At 58.5% G+C, this 18,334-nt stretch carries 11 protein-coding genes; 10 read left to right on the top strand and 1 reads right to left on the bottom strand.

The window, feature by feature from the left end; all coding sequences use genetic code 11:
* Positions 1 to 38: 38 nt before the first annotated feature.
* Positions 39 to 3,671, top strand: coding sequence for a transporter substrate-binding domain-containing protein (locus ACVI9W_RS25580; protein ID WP_461531741.1), 3,633 nt, complete (start codon positions 39 to 41; stop codon positions 3,669 to 3,671).
* A gap of 154 nt (positions 3,672 to 3,825) precedes the next feature.
* Here the strand turns inward: ACVI9W_RS25580 and ACVI9W_RS25575 are convergent, their stop codons facing one another.
* Positions 3,826 to 4,722: a TauD/TfdA dioxygenase family protein gene (locus ACVI9W_RS25575; protein WP_461531740.1), complete on the bottom strand. Its 897-nt coding sequence runs from the start codon at positions 4,720 to 4,722 to the stop codon at positions 3,826 to 3,828.
* Between the two features lie 169 nt (positions 4,723 to 4,891).
* Here ACVI9W_RS25575 and ACVI9W_RS25570 point away from each other — a divergent pair, with 169 nt between their 5' ends.
* From ACVI9W_RS25570 to ACVI9W_RS25530, 9 genes are all read left to right on the top strand, one after another.
* On the top strand, positions 4,892 to 6,232 hold the full coding sequence (locus ACVI9W_RS25570; RefSeq protein WP_461531739.1) for an EAL domain-containing protein: 1,341 nt from the start codon (positions 4,892 to 4,894) through the stop codon (positions 6,230 to 6,232).
* Positions 6,233 to 6,464: 232 nt separating this feature from the next.
* Entirely contained in the window at positions 6,465 to 7,130 is a 666-nt protein-coding gene (locus ACVI9W_RS25565; RefSeq protein ID WP_461531738.1) for a response regulator, read from the top strand.
* Positions 7,131 to 7,294: 164 nt separating this feature from the next.
* Positions 7,295 to 7,957, top strand: coding sequence for a response regulator (locus tag ACVI9W_RS25560; RefSeq protein WP_461531737.1), 663 nt, complete (start codon positions 7,295 to 7,297; stop codon positions 7,955 to 7,957).
* 8 nt (positions 7,958 to 7,965) lie between these two features.
* Positions 7,966 to 10,353, top strand: coding sequence for an ATP-binding protein (locus tag ACVI9W_RS25555; protein ID WP_461531736.1), 2,388 nt, complete (start codon positions 7,966 to 7,968; stop codon positions 10,351 to 10,353).
* Complete coding sequence (locus ACVI9W_RS25550) at positions 10,350 to 12,728, top strand: ATP-binding protein (RefSeq protein ID WP_461531735.1); 2,379 nt, start codon at positions 10,350 to 10,352, stop codon at positions 12,726 to 12,728. The genes ACVI9W_RS25555 and ACVI9W_RS25550 overlap by 4 nt, the downstream gene beginning before the upstream one ends.
* Positions 12,729 to 13,023: 295 nt before the next feature.
* Entirely contained in the window at positions 13,024 to 13,572 is a 549-nt protein-coding gene (locus ACVI9W_RS25545) for a fimbrial protein (protein WP_461531734.1), read from the top strand.
* 71 nt (positions 13,573 to 13,643) lie between these two features.
* Entirely contained in the window at positions 13,644 to 14,390 is a 747-nt protein-coding gene (locus ACVI9W_RS25540; RefSeq protein WP_461531733.1) for a fimbrial biogenesis chaperone, read from the top strand.
* Positions 14,391 to 14,425: 35 nt separating this feature from the next.
* Positions 14,426 to 17,023 (top strand): fimbria/pilus outer membrane usher protein, encoded by a 2,598-nt coding sequence (locus tag ACVI9W_RS25535; RefSeq protein WP_461531732.1) that lies wholly within the window; start codon positions 14,426 to 14,428, stop codon positions 17,021 to 17,023.
* Positions 17,020 to 18,147, top strand: coding sequence for a fimbrial protein (locus tag ACVI9W_RS25530; protein ID WP_461531731.1), 1,128 nt, complete (start codon positions 17,020 to 17,022; stop codon positions 18,145 to 18,147). The genes ACVI9W_RS25535 and ACVI9W_RS25530 overlap by 4 nt, the downstream gene beginning before the upstream one ends.
* The last annotated feature ends 187 nt before the right edge of the window (positions 18,148 to 18,334 follow it).

The raw sequence follows: 18,334 nt of genomic DNA, 5'->3' as shown, positions 1-18,334 counted from the left end.
TCCCGTACTCCCGCGGCTCTTACGGTCTCTGATCTCGCATGTATTTACGTTCTTTCTGCCTGTTCATCTGCGTGCTTTTCAATAGCGCTGCGGCTGTGGCTGTATCGTTGCCCCTGGCCCCGCAGGTGCTGTCCAGCCAGCTGCGTATCGATCGCCACGATATTGAAATTTCCACCGAAGACTGGCATTGGCTGCGGCACAAGGCCGAGCTCAGGGTGGGAGTGTCGTCCAGCGAGTCAGCGCCGTATTCGGTCAATGCCGAAGACCACCAGTACGAGGGTATCAGCGCCGATGCAACCGCCCTGGTCGCGCAGTTACTGGGCTTGAAAGTAAAAATCGTTTCTTTTGTCAACGAAGACGATGCCGAGAGGGCCTTGCAAGACGGACGCGTCGACGTCATCAGCCGCCACGGTAGCCTCGCGCCGCGCGAGGATCTGCTGCTCAGCAAGCCCTACGCAAGGGACCGCCTGGCCCTGTTCAAGCGCAGCGCCGAACCACGGCATTCATCCGTGAACCTTACCGGTTTGCGGGTAGCGATCACCAATGAACACAGTGCCGAGTTGAAACAACGCTATCCCAGGGCCGACCTACGGGTGTATGCCGACCATGACAAGGCGATTGCCGCAGCCGCCTTCGGTCAAGCCGACGTTTATCTGGACGATCTCTACAGCGCCTACTACCGCATCAATCGTGCGTACTATGGCTACTTGCGCTTTGAGCGTTTCAGTGACCTCTCGGTAGGCGGCTACAGTTATGCGTTGCGCACGGACAACACACGCCTGCAGCGCCTCATCAATGTCGCCATCGAGGCAATCGGCGATGATCAGTTGCGTAACCTGGCCAAGCGCTGGGTCGGCAACAGCTTCATTCCCAGTGAACAACCCCTAGACCTCACCGTAGAGCAGTTGCGCTGGATCCAGCGCAACCCGGTAGCGCGCCTGGTGATCAATGACGACATGGCACCGGGTGCCTACTTCGACTCCAACGGTGTTTTTTCCGGCGGGTTCGCTGACCTGCTCGAAGTGATAACCCTCAGTACCGGCCTGCATTTCGAGATAATTTTGCGCAGCGGCGGTTTCCCGCAGATGATCGAAACGCTACATAAAAATGAGGCTGATCTGGCCTTGATGACCGCCAGCCCCGAGCGCGAAGCGTACCTGCGTTTTTCCAGGCCAGTGATCGATAGCCCCTTTGTGTTGCTCAGCAGCGGGGAGCAGCAAGGCAAGCTGGAGAGTCTGATCGACAAGCGGGTGGCGATTCCGTCCGGACATGTAGCAATACAACAGCTACGCAAGCGCTACCCCGAAGCAACGGTGATCGAAGCCGGCACCACGCTGGATACGATGAACATGCTCTACAAGGGCAACGCCGATGCCGCCATGGTGGCGTTGCCGGCAGCGCGTTATTACATTGAACGCTTGTTTCGCGACCAATTGGTGATCAACCGGGTGCTTGATGTCGGGCCGTCCACGACGAACTTTGCGATGCGTCGCAGCGATGTTGAACTGCAATCGATCATTGACAAGGTCATGCAAAGCATTGCCCCGGATGAGCTCAATGCGATCTCCAACCGCTGGCGCTCACCTCCGGGAATGAGCGGCCAGACCTGGATAAATTATCAGCGGGTGATCGTTGAAGTTGTCGCCGGTGCCGCGTTGTTGTTGTTGCTGTCGTTGGTCTGGGTGGTCTACCTGCGTCGGCAGATCAAGGCGCGGCTCAAGGCCGAACGCATGCTCAACGATCAACTGCAGTTTGTCGAAACACTCACCGACTGCATGCCGCCGCCGCTGTATGTGCGTGATCTCAAGGGACGCATGCTGTCGTGCAACCGCAGCTACCTGAAAAGCGTGGGGCTGAGCGCCGAGCAAGTGATGAACAAAACGGTGCGCCAGTTACCCAAGGAAAACTTCGAGAGCCTGCCGGACTTTCATCGCAACTACCTGCAGGCCATGCGCGACGGCCAGACCATCGAGTCGGTGCACGCCATCCAGCTACAAGGCCGGGAAGTATGGATCAACCACTGGGTACAGCCGTTCCAGGATTCGCAAGGCGTCACCAAAGGCGTCATCTGCGGTTGGCTGGATATCACCGAACACCGCCAATTGATTGAACAGCTACAAGAAGCGAAGAACCTGGCCGACGACGCCAGCCGCGCGAAATCCAGTTTCCTGGCGACCATGAGTCATGAAATTCGCACGCCCATGAATGCCGTTATCGGCATCCTGGAGCTTGCGCTCAAGCGCGCCGACAGCAAACCCATTGATCGGGCCAGCATCGAAATTGCCCATACCTCGGCAAAAAGCCTGCTGGAGTTGATCGGCGACATCCTCGATATCGCGCGCATCGAGTCCGGACGCCTGAGCCTGTCGCCCAAGCGTGCCAACCTGCGCGAGTTGGTCGAATCGGTGGCCAGGGTGTTCGAAGGACTGGCCCGACAGAAACGTTTGAGCCTGATCCTCGACATCGACTCGAGCATTAACTGTGATGTGTTGATCGATGCTCTGCGTTTCAAACAGATCCTTTCCAATCTGGTCAGCAATGCCATCAAGTTCACAGAAGAGGGTTCGATCAAGATCAGCATTTCCGGTCTTTTGGTCAACGACAGCCTGCTCAATGTCAATCTCAGCGTCGAAGACACAGGCGTTGGCATCAGTTCTGGCGACCAGCAACGCTTGTTCAGACCTTTCGTCCAGGCCCAGCGCAATGTGCAGCAAACTGAAGGTACCGGCCTCGGCCTGGTGATCTGCCGCTCGCTGTGCGAGATGATGGGCGGCAGGGTGACTCTGACCAGTACTCTGGGGCGTGGTACCCGGATTGATGTTGAAATGCGCCTGCAAGTGCTTGAACACATCGACGTGCGCCAGGTGCCTGCGTTGATCCAGGCCCAGCCGAGGTACCAATTGCAAGTGCTGGTGGTGGATGATCACCGGATCAATCGTCAGGTGTTGCGTGAGCAATTGAGCTTTCTTGGCCATGAAGTCTGTGAGGCGGAAAATGGCCAGGTGGCGTACGAGCGCTGGAGCGAGCAACCCTTCGATATCATTATTACCGACTGCCATATGCCGGTGATGAATGGCGTCGACCTCACCCGGGCGATCCGTAAGACCGAACAGGAACAGGGGCTGGAAGCGACGGTGATCATCGGCCTGACCGCCGACGCGCAACCGAAAGAGATCGAGCTGTGCATCCAGGCCGGGATGATCGATTGTCTGATCAAACCCATTGGTCTGGATGAGCTGGACGCCCGTCTGCTGGCCCTGCAGCCGGGGTACGAGACGGACACTCCCGAGCTTGTCCATTTGCCGTCAGAGCCGTTGATACCGGCCCCTGAAGTATTGCGCCTGGTCGACCTGGGCCCGCTGGAGTTGCTGATCAGTAGTGAGCCGGTGAAGTTTCACCAGATCCTCAACGAGCTGATCAACAACAATCGCAAGGACTGCCAGGCGTTGAAGGCGTTGCTGCAAGCAGGGGACACCGACAAGCTCACCCACCTGGCGCATCGAATCAAGGGCGCGGCGCGGGTGGTCAAGGGCGAGCAACTGGTTGAACGCTGTCGGCAACTGGAGACCGCGTGCCTGGACCCTCAGGTTTCGTTTGCGCAACTCGAGCACGCTGTGGCCCAGGTCGAAGCAGCCATCGGCGCGCTGGAGGAGGCATTGCAGAATCTCTAGCGCCACCCGGTGGGAGCGGGCCTTGTCCCGCGATCGGGCGCGTAGCGGCCGCTAATCCTGAGTTCGCGATACTTCTGATACACCGCGTCGCTCGGGTTTACTGCCGCTTTGCGGCAGATCGCGTGGCAAGGCCCGCTCCTACAGGTTTACACCTTCACCGGCTGGGCACCTCACCGACAACCGTGGTACGGAACATCTCGCGGCGCATGCCGTGGTAGTCGGAGATCGGCAGGTGCCAGGTGCTGCGGTTGTCCCAAATGGCCAAGGTTCCCTGGCGCCAGCGCATGCGGCAGGTGAAGGCGGGTGCGGTGGCCAGGTTGAACAGGTAGTCGAGCAGCGGCTTTGCTTCTTCCGTGCGCAAGCCCTGGATACCTGTGGTGTAGGCGGGATTGATGAACAGCACCTTCTCGCCGGTTTGCGGATGGCGAGTAACCAGCGGGTGGCTGCGCAAGTCCTGCGAGGTGTCGCAGCCATAGTGGATTGCCATGTTTTCCAGCAGAGCGTTGTGATTGGCGCCGACCCCGTAGGCCCGCTCAGGGCTGTGCAGCGCATCGAGGTTGTCCAGCAGCGTCTGCATGCCTAGCGACAGCCATTCATAGGCCAGCGCCAGATTGGCGTAGCAGGTGTCGCCACCGTAAGGCGGGATGTCGTGGCCGTAGAGCAGGGTAAAGGCCGGCGGGCGTTCCTGGAAAGTCCAGTCGCTGTGCCAGGCACCGCCGAACACGAAGGGCGCCTTCTCGTCGGCTTCCTTGACCACGTGCACCACATGCGGATGGTCTGTCATGGTGGTCACGTAGGGCTCGCGGCCGAATTCGCCAAACTGCAGGGTGACCCGCTCCAGGTCCGCGATGCTGAGGTTCTGCTCGCGGATAAACAGCACCTTGTGCGTAAGCAGCGCCTGGCGCAATTCGGCGAAGCCTGCGGCGTCCAGGCGGTTCAGGTCGAGGTCCTCGACGTCGGCGCCGAGGGCCCCGGTGCTGGGCGTGACGCGAATGTGGCGGTAGTCGGCTGCGCGGTTGTGGCTGGGATGGCAGTAGATGAATTCGCTCATGGCGGACACTCGTATGGGGGGCAGGTTGTCACAGCATGGCTCCGAGGTTGTGCAGGCGCAGTCTGGTGTCCTCGGATAGCCCTGCAGTTACTTTTAGTCCCATTCCTATTTGTTTCAAATGTGTGGCTGATAAGATTTTTTCCAGAACAAACCCTGGAACCTTCTTGCCATGACCTTGAATGCCGCTGTGCCCAACGAGTTCAGCGTGTTGCGTGTGATCACCCTGGCGTCTGACGCCGCGTCAGCCGCGCGGCTCGCCTCAGCCCTGGGCGGCATGGGCATCACGCCTGTGACCAGCGTCGACTCCTTGAGTGCGGTGGCGGCCTGGCTGCACGAAAGCAGCGTTGACGTCATCGTCTGTGAGATTCGCCCCGAATGTGGTGACGGCCTGATGTTGCCGAGCCTGCTCAGGAGCTTGCATGAGGCTGGCACCTTGAGCCAGTTCCCGAGCATCTTCTGGACCGGAGAAACCACCCTCAACCCGCCGCCGCAAGTGATTGACGATCATGTCTCGCTGATCTGCGAGAAGGTCACCAGTGCGCATTGGATCAAGCGCTTGGGCGGGGTCGCGATCAGCGCGCTGGAGTCGCATGCACGGCTGGCGCGCGCGGCGGGCATTACCGTAGAGATCGTGCGTGAGGGCGGGGCGATGGATCTTGGCGACGCTTTGCGCGCACAGGTGCTGAGGCGTGCGAAACGTGAGCAGCCAGTGGCTGCAGTCATTTTCGATAGCCTGGCCGAGGACGAAGTGATCAATGCCCTGACCACCGGAGCTGGCCTGCGCTTTGTATTCCAGCCGCAATTCGAATTGCTCACCCGGCGTGTCGTCGGTGCTGAAGCATTGGTGCGCTGGCGGCACCCGCGCTTCGGCGAGATACCGCCTTCGGTGCTGATACCCTTGGTCAACCGCCTTGAACTGGACTTGTTGTTGTTCAGTCTGGTGGAAATGTGGACCCTCAAGGCGTTGTCGGCGTTGAAGCGCGAGAACATCCGCATCCCGATTGCGGTCAACGCATCGGCCAAGACCATCTGCACCGCGAACTTCGCTGATCGTCTGGCTGCGCGCATGTACCAGGCCGACTTGCCGAACCGCTTGCTGAAAATCGAGCTCACCGAAGATGTACCCGAACCGGACGAACTGCAGCTTTCGGCCTCACTGACGGCCATACGCGCCAAGGGTTTCCAGGTGTCACTGGATGATTTCGGTTCGGGCGCGGCGACTTTGAAGCTGTTGGCCAACCAGTCGTTCGACGAGATGAAAATCGACGGTGCTTTCGTTCGTGGTGTTGAACAACACGCCTCATCACGCAAGGTCATTGCCGGCATCGTCAACTGGGCGGGGCTGCTCAATCTGAACATGGTCGCCGAGGGTATCGAAGATGAACACACCATCCCCTTGTTGCACCGCCTGGGTTGTCGGATAGGGCAGGGCTATGCCTTGGCCCGGCCCATGGAGTTTGACGATTTTATGGCATTCATGATCGAACAGGAGGGTCGCCAGCAGTACTAACTACGCTTAACTAATTTGAACGCATAGTTGCGTTGTTTGCTCGCGCCTGAAATCTATCAGGTGTATACCGGCATTAACTTTTAGGAGTTTTCCGATACTCAGCAGGACGGTACTTCTCTAAATTACATGACAATCGCGCTGATGCCCTATTTGCACTAATGCTGATAGTTGCAGGCGATTTGCAGTAATACCTGGATGTATTTTGCTCGTTATACAGAGTGTCCTGTAATCTATGAAACGCTTAAAAGTTGCTTTGCTGGATGATCATGCAATTGTGCGGCATGGATTGGTCAATCGCTTGGTGCAGGAGTCGGAGTTTGAAGTGGTCGGCGTTTACGCCCGCAGCCGTGACTTGATGAGCGGCCTGGCGACAGCCCCGGCCGATGTCCTGCTGCTGGATTTTGTTCTCGGGCCAGATGAGCTGGACGGTGTTTTGCTGATTCGCGCGTTACGGGTGAAATACCCGGAGTGCCGCATTCTGGTGTTTTCCACGCATCATGACTCGGCAACCGTCATTCTCGCCTTGCGCGTTGGTGCCCGGGGATTTCTCGGTAAAGGTGAGGACATGAGCCAGTTGGTCAAGGCTATCAAGATGGTTGCTTCGGGCGCAGTGTATTTGAGCCCGGACATGGCCTATCGGGTTGCCGAAGCCACTGCAGTCAACTACGACGGCGACGAAAAAAGCCGCGCTGATGCCATACGTTATGTCAGCCTTTCCAGTCGTGAGCAGGAGGTCATTCGCTGTTATCTGGCGGGCATGACCATCACCGATATCGCCGAGAAATTCAATCGCAGCATCAAGACCATCAGTACGCAAAAGGCCGCGGCGTTTCGCAAGTTGGGCGTGGTTTCCAACAACGAACTGTTCAAGATAAAACATATCATTGAAGGGCGTTGATCAGGCGTCTGAGTGACTCTGCGAACAGCCTCGGAAGGGGGCAAGCACAAGGTGAAAAATGCCCGCTGTTGGGTATACTCAGGTGCTTACCAGGGTGCTGATTAGATCCGCTATCCCTTATTTCAACAGTGCCTTGCGCACTGGTTCGACTGGACTCGTTCGCCATGAAACGGATACGCATTGCGTTACTCGATGACCACGCCGTTGTGCGCCATGGGCTGGCCAACACCCTGGCAGCCGAAGCAGACTTTGAAATCGTCGGTGTTTATGAGCGAAGCCGGGACCTGATCGCAGGACTGGCGAAAGCGCCTGCCGACTTGCTGCTGCTGGACTTTTCCCTGAACCCCGACGAACTGGACGGGGTGTCGTTGATTCGCGCGTTGCGGGTCAAGTTTCCTGACTGTCACATTCTTATCCTCTCGTCCCACCACGACCCGGCTACCGTGGGCCTGGCCATGCGCGTAGGGGCCCGGGGCTTTGTCGGCAAAGGCGAAGAGATGGCGCAACTGGTCAAGGCTGTGCGCAGGGTTGCAGGCGGTGCGGTGTACCTGAATGCCGACATGACCTATCGGCTGGCCGAGGCAGTAACCAGTGCCACTGAAGACAAGAGCGAAGCACCGGACCCGCTGGTTCAGGCCGAGCTGACCAGTCGCGAGCAGGAAGTCATTCGCTGCTACCTGGCGGGCATGACCGTGAGCGACATCGCGGAAAAATTCAACCGCAGCATCAAAACCATCAGCACACAAAAAACCTCGGCGTTTCGCAAGCTCGGGGTGACCTCGAACAATGAGTTGTTCAAGCTGAACAAGATCATCGGGCCGTCATGAGTGGGTGGGTGCGCCGAGCGACGCTGATTCTATTTCTGGCAGGGTACTGGCCCTCTGTTGCCTGGGCGGGAACGATTGAGCTGAGCGTCGAGGAGCAACGCTGGATCAAGGCTCATCCGCTGCTGCGGGTAGGCGTGTACGATGATCTGATTCCGTTCGAGTACATGGAGGGTGGGCAACTGCATGGGCAGACATCGCACTTTTTTGAAGCGGTGAGTCGCGAGACCGGCTTGACGTTCAGTTATGTGCCAGGCAACAGGCAGGCGGTGCGTGAGGCCTGGTTGCAGGAAGGCCAGGTTGACCTGCTGTCATCTTATTTTCATTTCAAAGGCACGCCGCTCCCGAGCAATTTGAGCGTGCTGACGTACCACACCACCTCACCGATCATTGTGACCCGCCTCGATGCCCCCGACGCCTTCGATCTTGATCAGTTGCAAGGCAAAACCGTGGTGATCCCTGATATCGAGCATTACGAGGCCATGTTCAGGAGCAGGAAAACCAAGGCCAGGCTGATCAGAAGCAGTTCGGCCCTGGAGATGCTGACCCTCGTCAAAGACGGTCATGCAGATGCCGTGGTGGCCAGCGGTACCTTTCTGATGCCTTATCTGTACCGACGGTTCCAGGGCGTACTGGATACCTCGGGTGTTGTCGGCCGCGAGCAACTGAATGTGAATTTAGCGGTGCGCTCAGACCAGGCCGTTCTGCTTTCCATCCTTGAGAAAGTCTTGAACTCGATCGCTGCACAGCAGCGCACTGATAGCCACGAACACTGGTATTACGATCTGGCGCCAGACCAGATTTCGTTATCGAGCATCAGCACCCACTACTTGCATGCACTGCTGTTGGCAGCGCTGATGCTGGTCGGACTGTTTGTACTGGTTTACCGCAGCCTGTTGCAACGTCGCCGGGCGGTACGTAACGAACTGGAAAAGACCCAGTTGCTGGCGGTCATGAGTCATGAAATCCGCTCACCGATGAACGCAGTGTTGGCGGCCATGGAACTGCTCGGACACACCCGCCTCAATGATCAGCAACGTCACTTTGCCGACTTGGCCAACAACGGTGCCAATGCACTGCTGCGGCTGCTGGACAATGTGCTTGATGTGTCCAAGCTGGAAACCGGGCAGCTGCGCCTTGCTCTCGAACCGACGGATGTCGGGGCGTTATTACAGGGTGTGGCGGGGCTGCAACGCCTGCGTGCTCGGGAAAAGTATCTGGTGTTGAACCTGCATATCGAGTCGCAACTGCCCCTGTTGATGCTGGACAGCACGCGCTTGGGGCAGGTCTTTCACAACCTGCTGTCCAACGCGATCAAATTTACCGATGCAGGCCATGTCGATGTCCACTTGCGTCTGCTGGTGGAGAAGGGCGCGCAAACGCAGTTGCAAATTGAAGTAAGGGACACCGGCATCGGAATCTCCGACGCAGTCCAGGCTTCATTGTTTCGGCCCTATGCACAGGCCAGTCACTCGTATAGGCGATCGGGCGGTACCGGCTTGGGATTGGTGATCTGCCGACAACTGGTAGAGTTGATGAGCGGCTCGCTGGTACTGGACAGTGAGCCTGGAGTGGGTACTGCGATAACCCTTCTTTTGCCCGTGACTCGCGCGCCTAGCCCCCTACCGGTTTCTACCGTCACAGCGGCGCTGCCGAGTATGGCAACCCCTTGCGGTCTGCAGGTGCTGGTAGTGGAAGACACCTTGGCTAACCAGGAGGTGCTGCGCGCGCAAATCAGTGGCTTTGGCTGTCGACCGGTAGTGGCGGCCGACGCCGCGCAGGCCCGCGCATTGTTTCGCGAAAGCCGCTACGACCTGATCCTGATGGACTGCGACTTGCCCGATCAGGATGGCTACAGCCTGGTCCGCGAGTTGCGTGAGCTGGAGCCGCTGCTGAGCCGTGGACATTGCCCGATCATCGCTATATCGGCGCTGACCGGCGCTGAGCATCTGGAACGCTGTTTTACTGCCGGAATGGACGGGGTTTTAAGTAAACCCATCGGTCTGGACCGATTGCGCGAAGTCATCGAGACCTGGTGCAATGTCACCTTGGCCGCCCCCAGTGCGGCGTTGATGACCCCGACACTCGACCAGGCGGCAATCAACCGGGAAATGGCCCGCGACGTTGGCAGCCTGGTAAAGGCCATGGCCCTGTTCGATCGCAAGGCTGCCCTGCATGCTGCCCACCGGTTGAACGGTGCAGCCTTGATCATGGAATGGGAGGCGTTGGCCAGAGACAGCAAGACCCTTGAAAAGCTGCTGCGAGGCGAGGTGGCGTGGGACACTCCTGCGTACCTGGAGGCGTTGAAGGCGCTGGTCGAACACTGGGACGCCTTGAGCGGTGGGATGCCGCTCGACGTGTTGCCGACGGGGTGGACTCATCGGGGGGGGGCATTGTGAGTCTGCTCACCCGCCGACTGCTATCGACGTTCGGTCTGCTAGCCAGCCTGGCCACAGCGAGCGCATACGCCAATTCCGCAGCGATGGAATTGACTGCGCAGGAACAGGACTGGATTGCTGCCCATCCAGTCCTGCGTGTCGGTGTGTTCGATAACCTCGTCCCCTTCGAGTACTTGAACGGCAACGAGTTAAGGGGGCTCTCTGCCAAGTACCTTGGGCTCGTGCAGCAACGCACCGGTCTGCGCTTCGAGTTCGTAACCACCAGCACCCGCAGTTCGCGCAAGGATCAATTGCTCCGGGGCGAGGTCGACATTCTGTCCACGCGACGCAAGTCTGAGAATCCGGCAGACGATAACGGAATGTTGTACACCGCTCCTTACAACACCAGCTCGACCATCCTCGTCAACCGTTTCGGCGACAGGCCTAGCGTTGATCTCAAGCAGTTGGCTGGCAAGACCCTGGTGATGCTGGGGCGTGAAGTCTATGCCGGGTTCTTGAGGGAACAAGCGCCAGGGGTGAAGCTCATCGCCGCCGAGAATGCAGTGGACATGCTGGCGCTGGTCAAAGACGGTAAAGCCGATGCCGCTATCGCTTCGGAGTGGTTGTTGATTCCCTATCTGTCCCGGCAGTATCAGGGGATGTTGCAGATGTCCGGGGTGGTACCTCAGTTGCACACCGGGGTCAGCATGGCCGTGCGCGACAACCAGCCCCTGTTGCTTTCCATTCTGGAGAAAACACTGGCATCGATCACCGTAGAAGAACGCAAGGCCATCTACGACGATTGGTTTGCCGATATGAACCTTGACATCCCGCCCCTGTCGGCCATCGCCGAGCACTACGACGGCGAGCTGTGGATGTTGCTGGCTGTTGTGCTGCTGTTGCTGGCACTGATTTGGCAAAGCCGCCAGCAACGGCGCCGGGCAATTCAGAACGAACGGGAAAAGGCCATGTTCCTGGCGGTCATGAGCCATGAAATCCGCTCGCCGATGAACGCCGTACTGGCTGCGGTAGAGCTGCTCGAGCACACCCCCCTCGACGAACAGCAGCAACAGTTCACTGGCCTGGCCAACAACGGTGCAACCACACTGCTGCGGCTGGTGGACGACGTGCTGGACATCTCGCGGATCGAGGCCGGCCAACTCAAGCTCAACCTGGAGCCGGTGGACTTGCCGGCGTTGGTGCAACGGGAGATAGATGCGCATTTCCTGCTTGCCGATGAAAAAGGCCTGGAGCTGAGCCTCAGCGGCGAGCGCAACATCGCGCCGTTGTTGCTGGATGACCTGCGCGTGGCCCAGGTACTGCGCAACCTGATTACCAATGCGATCAAGTTCACCGACGCCGGTCGTGTCGAGGTTCAATTGCAGTTGCTGGAGGGGGCGACGACCACTTCCCGACAGTTGTTGATGCGGGTCGTGGATAGCGGCATCGGTCTGTCGCCGCAGGCACTGCAGGCGTTGTTCCGGCCTTATGCCCGGTCACGTAACGCATTCAAGCGCACGGGCGGTACCGGTCTGGGGCTGGTGGTCTGTCGGCGTCTGGTGAAATTGATGCGCGGCAAACTCACTCTCATCAGTACTCAGGGAGTGGGTACGACGGCCGAGGTGGTGTTACCGGTAGAGATGGCAGCAACGCCTGACTTGCCTTGTGCAATCGAGGCGCAGCAGTCTGTCACTGCCGACACTTCGAAGGTCGGCGGCCTGCGCGTGCTGGTGGTGGAGGACACCCTGGCCAACCGACAAGTGCTGCACGCACAAATACAGGGCTTTGGCTGTGAAGTAATACTGGCAGAGGATGCTGCGCAAGGACTGGCATTGTTCAGCCAGCAGCCGGTCAATCTGGTGCTGATGGACTGCGATCTGCCAGACCAGGATGGTTACAGCCTGGCCGCTGAATTGCGTGAGCTGGAACACAGCCTGCAACGCACCTACTGCCCGATCATCGCCATCTCGGCGTTGACCGGTAACGAACACCTTGAGCGCTGTTTCGATGCTGGCATGGACGGCGTGCTGAGCAAGCCGATCCGCCTGACAAAATTGCAGGAAACCATCGAGCTGTGGTGTGACGTGCCGCTGGTGCCGCAGGAGCAGGACTGCACACCCCAGGTGATAGAGCTTTCTGCCGTGCATGAGGAGCTACATGCCGACCTGAGCCATCTGCTCGAGGCGGTAGCGCTGGGCGACAGGCAAAGCGCACTCCATGCAGCCCATCGATTGCACGGCGCCGCATTGACGCTGGAATGGGTCGATCTGGCGGCGGCTGCGGCAACACTGGAACACACGTTGCGGGTCCAGACCAACTGGCGCAACGCCGACACCGCGGCCTATCTGCGCATTGTTGTCGAACAGTGGCACGCTCTGATGGATATTACAGTGTAGGCCTCTAAAGTAAGTTTTATTTAGGGGGCGTAATTAGCCTTGCATAAACTGGAGTATTTTTAGGAGTGGTCCTATAGACCGCGATGCTGCGGAACTGATCTTTAATTTACTTCAATGCTCAGTGTTACTTTTGCCTTGTTCGTTATTATCTGAGGTGCATGGCTGAATTTCGGACCACTCCTATATTGAACGATTAGCGTGTTACTTAAACTTGACCACGCAACAGACCATGACCGCTAGCGATCATGAGCGTGCACAACTAACAGCACAACAATCGTTCTCTCGGAGTTACTTCATGCACTACAAATCCCGCCTTCTTGCACTAATGATCGCTGCCGGTTCGACCCCTTTCGCCATGGCGGCGGGAGACGGCACCATCACGTTCAACGGCGAAATCAAAGCCGAAACCTGTGTTGTCAAAGTAAACGGGGGTAGCAACTCCAGCACCGTCACCTTGCCAGCTGTCGCGGCCAAAACGCTGGGCACCAAGGGCCAGGTTGCAGGCCTGACCGGATTCACTATGGAGCTGAGCGAGTGCGGTGCAGCCTCGAAAAAAGCCTATACCTTCTTCGAAGCCGGCAGCTCTGTCGATCCTAGCAGCGGTAACCTGAAAAACGTCGGCGGCACGGCAAAGGGTGTGCAGTTGCAATTGGTCGATACCAGCAGCGCCAGCGCCAACAACGCAATCAAAGCAGGGCACGAGTCGCAAAGAACCGCCACCACCCAGATCGATATCGCTTCAGGCAGCGCGCTTCTGCCCTATGGTGTGCAGTACTACGCGGAAGGCGTAGCCGCTGCCGGCACCGTGACGAGCTCCGTGACTTACTCCATCGCTTACCCGTAAGAGGCAGACAAAAGTCCACGCCCCTTTCTGCAAGAAGGGGGCGTGATTACAGGTGTTGGCGGGGCTTTTATATGTATTGCAAACGACCATTCAAACAGTTGCTGCTGGTCAGCCTGATAACGCTGACTTGTTCTCAGGCTATGGCCGGTGTGGTGATCACCGGTACCCGACTGGTTTATCCGGCCGGACAAAAAGAAATTACCGTGAAGCTCAACAACAACGGCTCACAACCGGCCTTGAGCCAGTCGTGGATCGATACCGGTAATGCCGAATCCACACCCACCAACTCCAAGGCGCCGTTTGTCCTGTCGCCACCGGTGGCGCGTATCGATCCGGGCAAAGGCCAGAGCCTGCGGGTGATGTTCACTGGCGCGGCGCTGGCAGCGAACAAGGAGTCGGTGTTCTGGCTCAACGTTTTGGAAATTCCACCCAAGCCTCAGGATGCCGAGGCGCAAAACATGCTGCAGATGGCCTTCCGCTCGCGGATCAAACTGTTTTATCGCCCTGATGGCCTGCCGGGCACGCCGACCGAGGCAATCGAGCAAGTGCAATGGCAAGTGGTGCCTGCCAGCAATGGTCAGGGCCTGGCTTTGCAGGCGTACAACCCTTCGGCGTTCCACGTCTCGGTGGTAGAGCTCGAGCTGGTCGCCGGTGCACAGCGCGACCGTGGCGCCGATGGCATGGTCGGCCCGGGAGAGACACGTCAGTTTGCGCTGGAAAGACTCAAATCCCGGCCTGCTGGCAATGCCCAGGTGGAGTTCAACGCCATCAACGATTACGGGGCGTTGGTACCGACGCGCAAAGCGCTCAAGCCCTGACTCACCCATTCGACGTTATTGCTCGCGAGTTACCTATGCCTACCACATCCAGCTCCAGGTATTTCCTGCGGGCGGAGCCCGGCTTCGCCTTGAATTCGCTCACGGTCCTGATACGCAAGGTGCTGACGATTGCGCTGGGTGCAGGGGTAGGGCAATGCGTATTGGCAGAGGACGTCCAGTTCAATGATGCATTCCTGCCCGAAGACTCGCGCGATCTTGATCTGAGTGCCTACCAGGCCGGTAACCCGGTGATGCCAGGGCAATACAGTGCCGACGTCAAGCTTAACGGTCTGTTGAGCAGCCGCCAGGAAATTCGTATTGACGCCGAGAAAGATGGCAGCAAGCCGGTGATCTGCATGACCACGGCCTTGCTTGAGCGCTTAGGCGTGCAGATGACGCGCCTGACACCCGAGGCCAGCCAGCAGCTTGCAGGTCAGGGCTGTCCATCCATAGCGAACTTGATCCCCGGGGCCAGTGCCAGCTTTTCACCCGAAGAACAGGTGCTCGACGTCAGTATTCCTCAAGCATCGCTCAAGCGTAACGCCCGTGGCTATGTCAGCCCGGAGCTGTGGGACCGCGGGGTAACCGCCGGCATGCTTAGCTACAACTTCAACGGCAACCGCAACAAAACCCATGACGGCAACTACGACTCGGCGTATCTAGGCCTCAATGCCGGGCTCAACCTGGGCGACTGGCGCTTGCGCCACAATGCCTCGATGAGCTGGCAGCCGCGGCTGGGCAACAAATACCAGGCCCTGGACAGCTACGCCCAGCGCGACATCACCGCGCTGAAAAGCCAGTTGTTGGTTGGGGAGTCCAACACCAGCGGTGATATTTTTGACACGCTTTCATACCGCGGTGTGCAACTGGCCAGCGACGATCGCATGCTGCCCGATTCCTTGCGCGGTTATGCCCCGGTGGTGCGTGGCATTGCCCGCACCAATGCACGGGTGACGATCCGCCAGGCCGGCAACATTTTGCTGGAAACCACCGTAGCCCCCGGTGCGTTTGTCATCGACGACCTGTACTCCACCGGCTACGGCGGCGACCTCAGTGTCACCGTCTCCGAAGCCGATGGCACCGAGCAGAACTTTATCGTGCCCTATGCCTCGGTCAGCCAGTTGCTACGCCCGGGTACTTCGCGCTTCAGCCTCACCGTGGGTGAAACCCGCAACAATTTTATTGATGATCAGGCCCGGCTGCTGCAGGGCACGCTGCAGTATGGCTTGAACAACACCTTCACCGGCTACGGTGGGATGCAGTCGAGTGATGACTACATGGCGGTACTCACCGGTCTGGCATTCGGCACGCCGATCGGTGCCATGGCCGTGGATGTCACCCACGCCCAGACCGCGCTTGCCGCAGGCACCTCGAAAGGACAGAGCATGCGCCTGTCCTACAGCAAAAACATCCTCAGCACCGGCAGTAACTTCTCGGTGGCTGCTTACCGGTTTTCTACCGACGGCTACCTGGACTTCAGCAATGCCTTGCAGTTGCTTGATGGCGAAAAAAACGGTTTGGACACCAGTGCATACGGACGGCCACGCAGTCGCCTGTCGGTGAGCGCCGATCAGAGCCTGGGCCCATGGGGGCAAGTCGCGCTCAGTGGTTATGCGCAAAACTATTGGGACCTGCCTGGCCGTGATGTGCAGTACCAGTTCAGTTACAGCAAGCAGTTCAACCGGGTCAGCTTCAGCCTCAACGCCAACCGCAGCCGCATGGGCCTGGGCGACATGGAAAACAGCTATCTGCTGACCATGAGCATGCCCCTGGAGTTCGGCGGTTCGGGCTACGGCCCGCAACTGATGAGCCAGGTTGGTCGTGACACTCAAGGCCACTACAACCAGCAGGTCAGCCTCAGTGGCACGGCCGGTGCCGACCGTCAGTATGGTTATGGCGCAACCATTGGCCACGATGGTGCCGGTAACAGCAACAACGCCACATTCAATGGCCAGTACACCGGTGCCAGCACCATGCTCAGTGCCAGTGTGGGACGCGGTGAGGGTTATACCAGCACTTCGGTTGGCGCCAGTGGCACCGTGGTTGCCCACAGTGAAGGCGTGACCCTGACGCCTTATCGCGGCGAAACCATGGCCGTGGTCAGCGCTCCGGGTGCCGAAGGGGCGAAGGTCGCCGGTTACCCTGGTCTCAAACTCGATAGCCGCGGCAATGCCGTGGTGCCGTACCTACGCCCCTATGAGCTCAACGAAGTGGCGATCGACCCGATAGGCACTTCGTTGAGCGTCGAGCTGAGCGAAACCAGCCAGCAGGTGGCACCACGCGCGGGTGCTGTGGTGCAGCTGAAATACGGCACCAATCAAGGCCGGGCGGTGCTGTTGAACGTGCGCCTGGACGATGGCCGCGCCTTGCCATTTGGCGCTGGCGTGACCGACGGCGAAGGCACTTCGGTAGGCATGGTCGGACAGGGTGGCCAACTCTATGCGCGGGTCAAACCCGAGACACGGCGTTTGCTGATCAACTGGGGCAGCAATATCGATCAACAGTGCGCGCTGCTCATTCCTGCCGCAGCGGATGCCAGCCAGCAACTTGTACAAGTGGACGCCGTGTGTGCGGCTAGTAAACAGGTCGCTGAGCGTGCGCCCATAACAAATAAGCAGAAGGTAAAGCTATGAACATGGGTTTGCGGGTCAAATCGATACTGACCGCTGCGCTATTGTGGAGCATGGCCGCATCAGCCATGGCTGTTACCTGTAAATACGAAGGCGTCGAGCCACCTGACGGCATCATGCCGCTGCAGATCTCAGCAATCAACGTAGGCCGTGACCTGCCGTTGGGTACGGAGGTGTTTCGCCAGACCTTCATGGTCCTTGCAAGCCAGAGGTCTACAGTGGTTTGCGAATTCGCGCCATTCCAAAGATGGTTCCAGTACACCGTCAGCGCCGTATATCCCAAGGCCAACTGGTCAACGGGTCCTTACGCCAACAAGGTCTACAAGACCGATATCCCTGGTATAGGGGTGGTGTTCAAGAATGAGCTGGACGGTGTGCTGCCAATGACCACGGCTAAAAGCTCCGTCACCTGTACTGCGGGCTACCAATGTGTCCAGGCCGTATCGCGTGAAAAGTCCTCCTTCGAGCTGGTCCTGATCAAGATCGGCGATGTCAGCCCCGGTGTGCTTCGCGGCAACCGCTTGCCCCAACTTACACTGCAGGGCTACTTTGGCGACGCGCGGATGTTGCTCTACAGGGTGAACCATTCGGGGGACATTCAAATCGTAGCGAACACCTGCAAAACCCCCGATGTATTGGTACCTATGGGGACACACCTGAGTAAATCCTTTACCAGGGTGGGCAGTGCTACTGGCTGGAAAGACTTCAACATTGCCTTGAACAACTGCCCGGCCTTTCATGGCATCTACGCTGAGAGCAGTTCAAGCTGGATTTCACAAGGGGGCGAAGATCCGGGTGGTGACGGCTACTCTGGATACCGTACTCAGAACAACCTGCAGCTACGCATCGATCCGGCTCGCCCTGCGATCAACGCCAGCAACGGGGTGCTCAGTCTTGATCCGGGCGGATCCGGCAGTGCCCCCGCAGCCACGGGTATTGGTGTGCAGATCGCGGATCGCTACAGCAACCCGCTGCCGCTGGCGACGGTGCGCAGCTCCAACATTTATTTGCGTGACTACGAGAGCAACTACACCATCCCGTTGCGTGCCCGTTATCTGCAGACCTCAAGTACGGTAACGCCCGGTCCGGCCAATGCGTCGGCGACATTTACCCTTATCTACCAGTAGGTAGCCATGGGAAGGTCCTCCTATGTGGCCCGATCCTCCGCCCTTGTGGGCTTTCGCAACCCAATATTCCGAGGTGCCTGGACCCGTTTGGAAGCACAGGCTGCCATTCACTGCTCACTCATTGACGCTGAACTTGCCCTGACGTTGAATAGCGCCCATATACGCGCACCCACGAGCGTGACCAATT

This window comes from Pseudomonas sp. 210_17 TE3656 (assembly GCF_054821965.1).
The sequence above is the reverse complement of the archived record's forward strand: the minus strand, read 5'-3'. Positions and strand labels throughout refer to the sequence as shown.

What these genes read in the sequence shown, in the direction of transcription:
- ACVI9W_RS25580 (WP_461531741.1), top strand. Translation starts at nt 39, where the DNA reads ATGTATTTACGTTCTTTCTGCCTGTTCATCTGCGTGCTTTTCAATAGC.
- ACVI9W_RS25575 (WP_461531740.1), bottom strand. Translation starts at nt 4,722, where the DNA reads ATGAGCGAATTCATCTACTGCCATCCCAGCCACAACCGCGCAGCCGAC.
- ACVI9W_RS25570 (WP_461531739.1), top strand. Translation starts at nt 4,892, where the DNA reads ATGACCTTGAATGCCGCTGTGCCCAACGAGTTCAGCGTGTTGCGTGTG.
- ACVI9W_RS25565 (WP_461531738.1), top strand. Translation starts at nt 6,465, where the DNA reads ATGAAACGCTTAAAAGTTGCTTTGCTGGATGATCATGCAATTGTGCGG.
- ACVI9W_RS25560 (WP_461531737.1), top strand. Translation starts at nt 7,295, where the DNA reads ATGAAACGGATACGCATTGCGTTACTCGATGACCACGCCGTTGTGCGC.
- ACVI9W_RS25545 (WP_461531734.1), top strand. Translation starts at nt 13,024, where the DNA reads ATGCACTACAAATCCCGCCTTCTTGCACTAATGATCGCTGCCGGTTCG.
- ACVI9W_RS25540 (WP_461531733.1), top strand. Translation starts at nt 13,644, where the DNA reads ATGTATTGCAAACGACCATTCAAACAGTTGCTGCTGGTCAGCCTGATA.
- ACVI9W_RS25535 (WP_461531732.1), top strand. Translation starts at nt 14,426, where the DNA reads ATGCCTACCACATCCAGCTCCAGGTATTTCCTGCGGGCGGAGCCCGGC.
- ACVI9W_RS25530 (WP_461531731.1), top strand. Translation starts at nt 17,020, where the DNA reads ATGAACATGGGTTTGCGGGTCAAATCGATACTGACCGCTGCGCTATTG.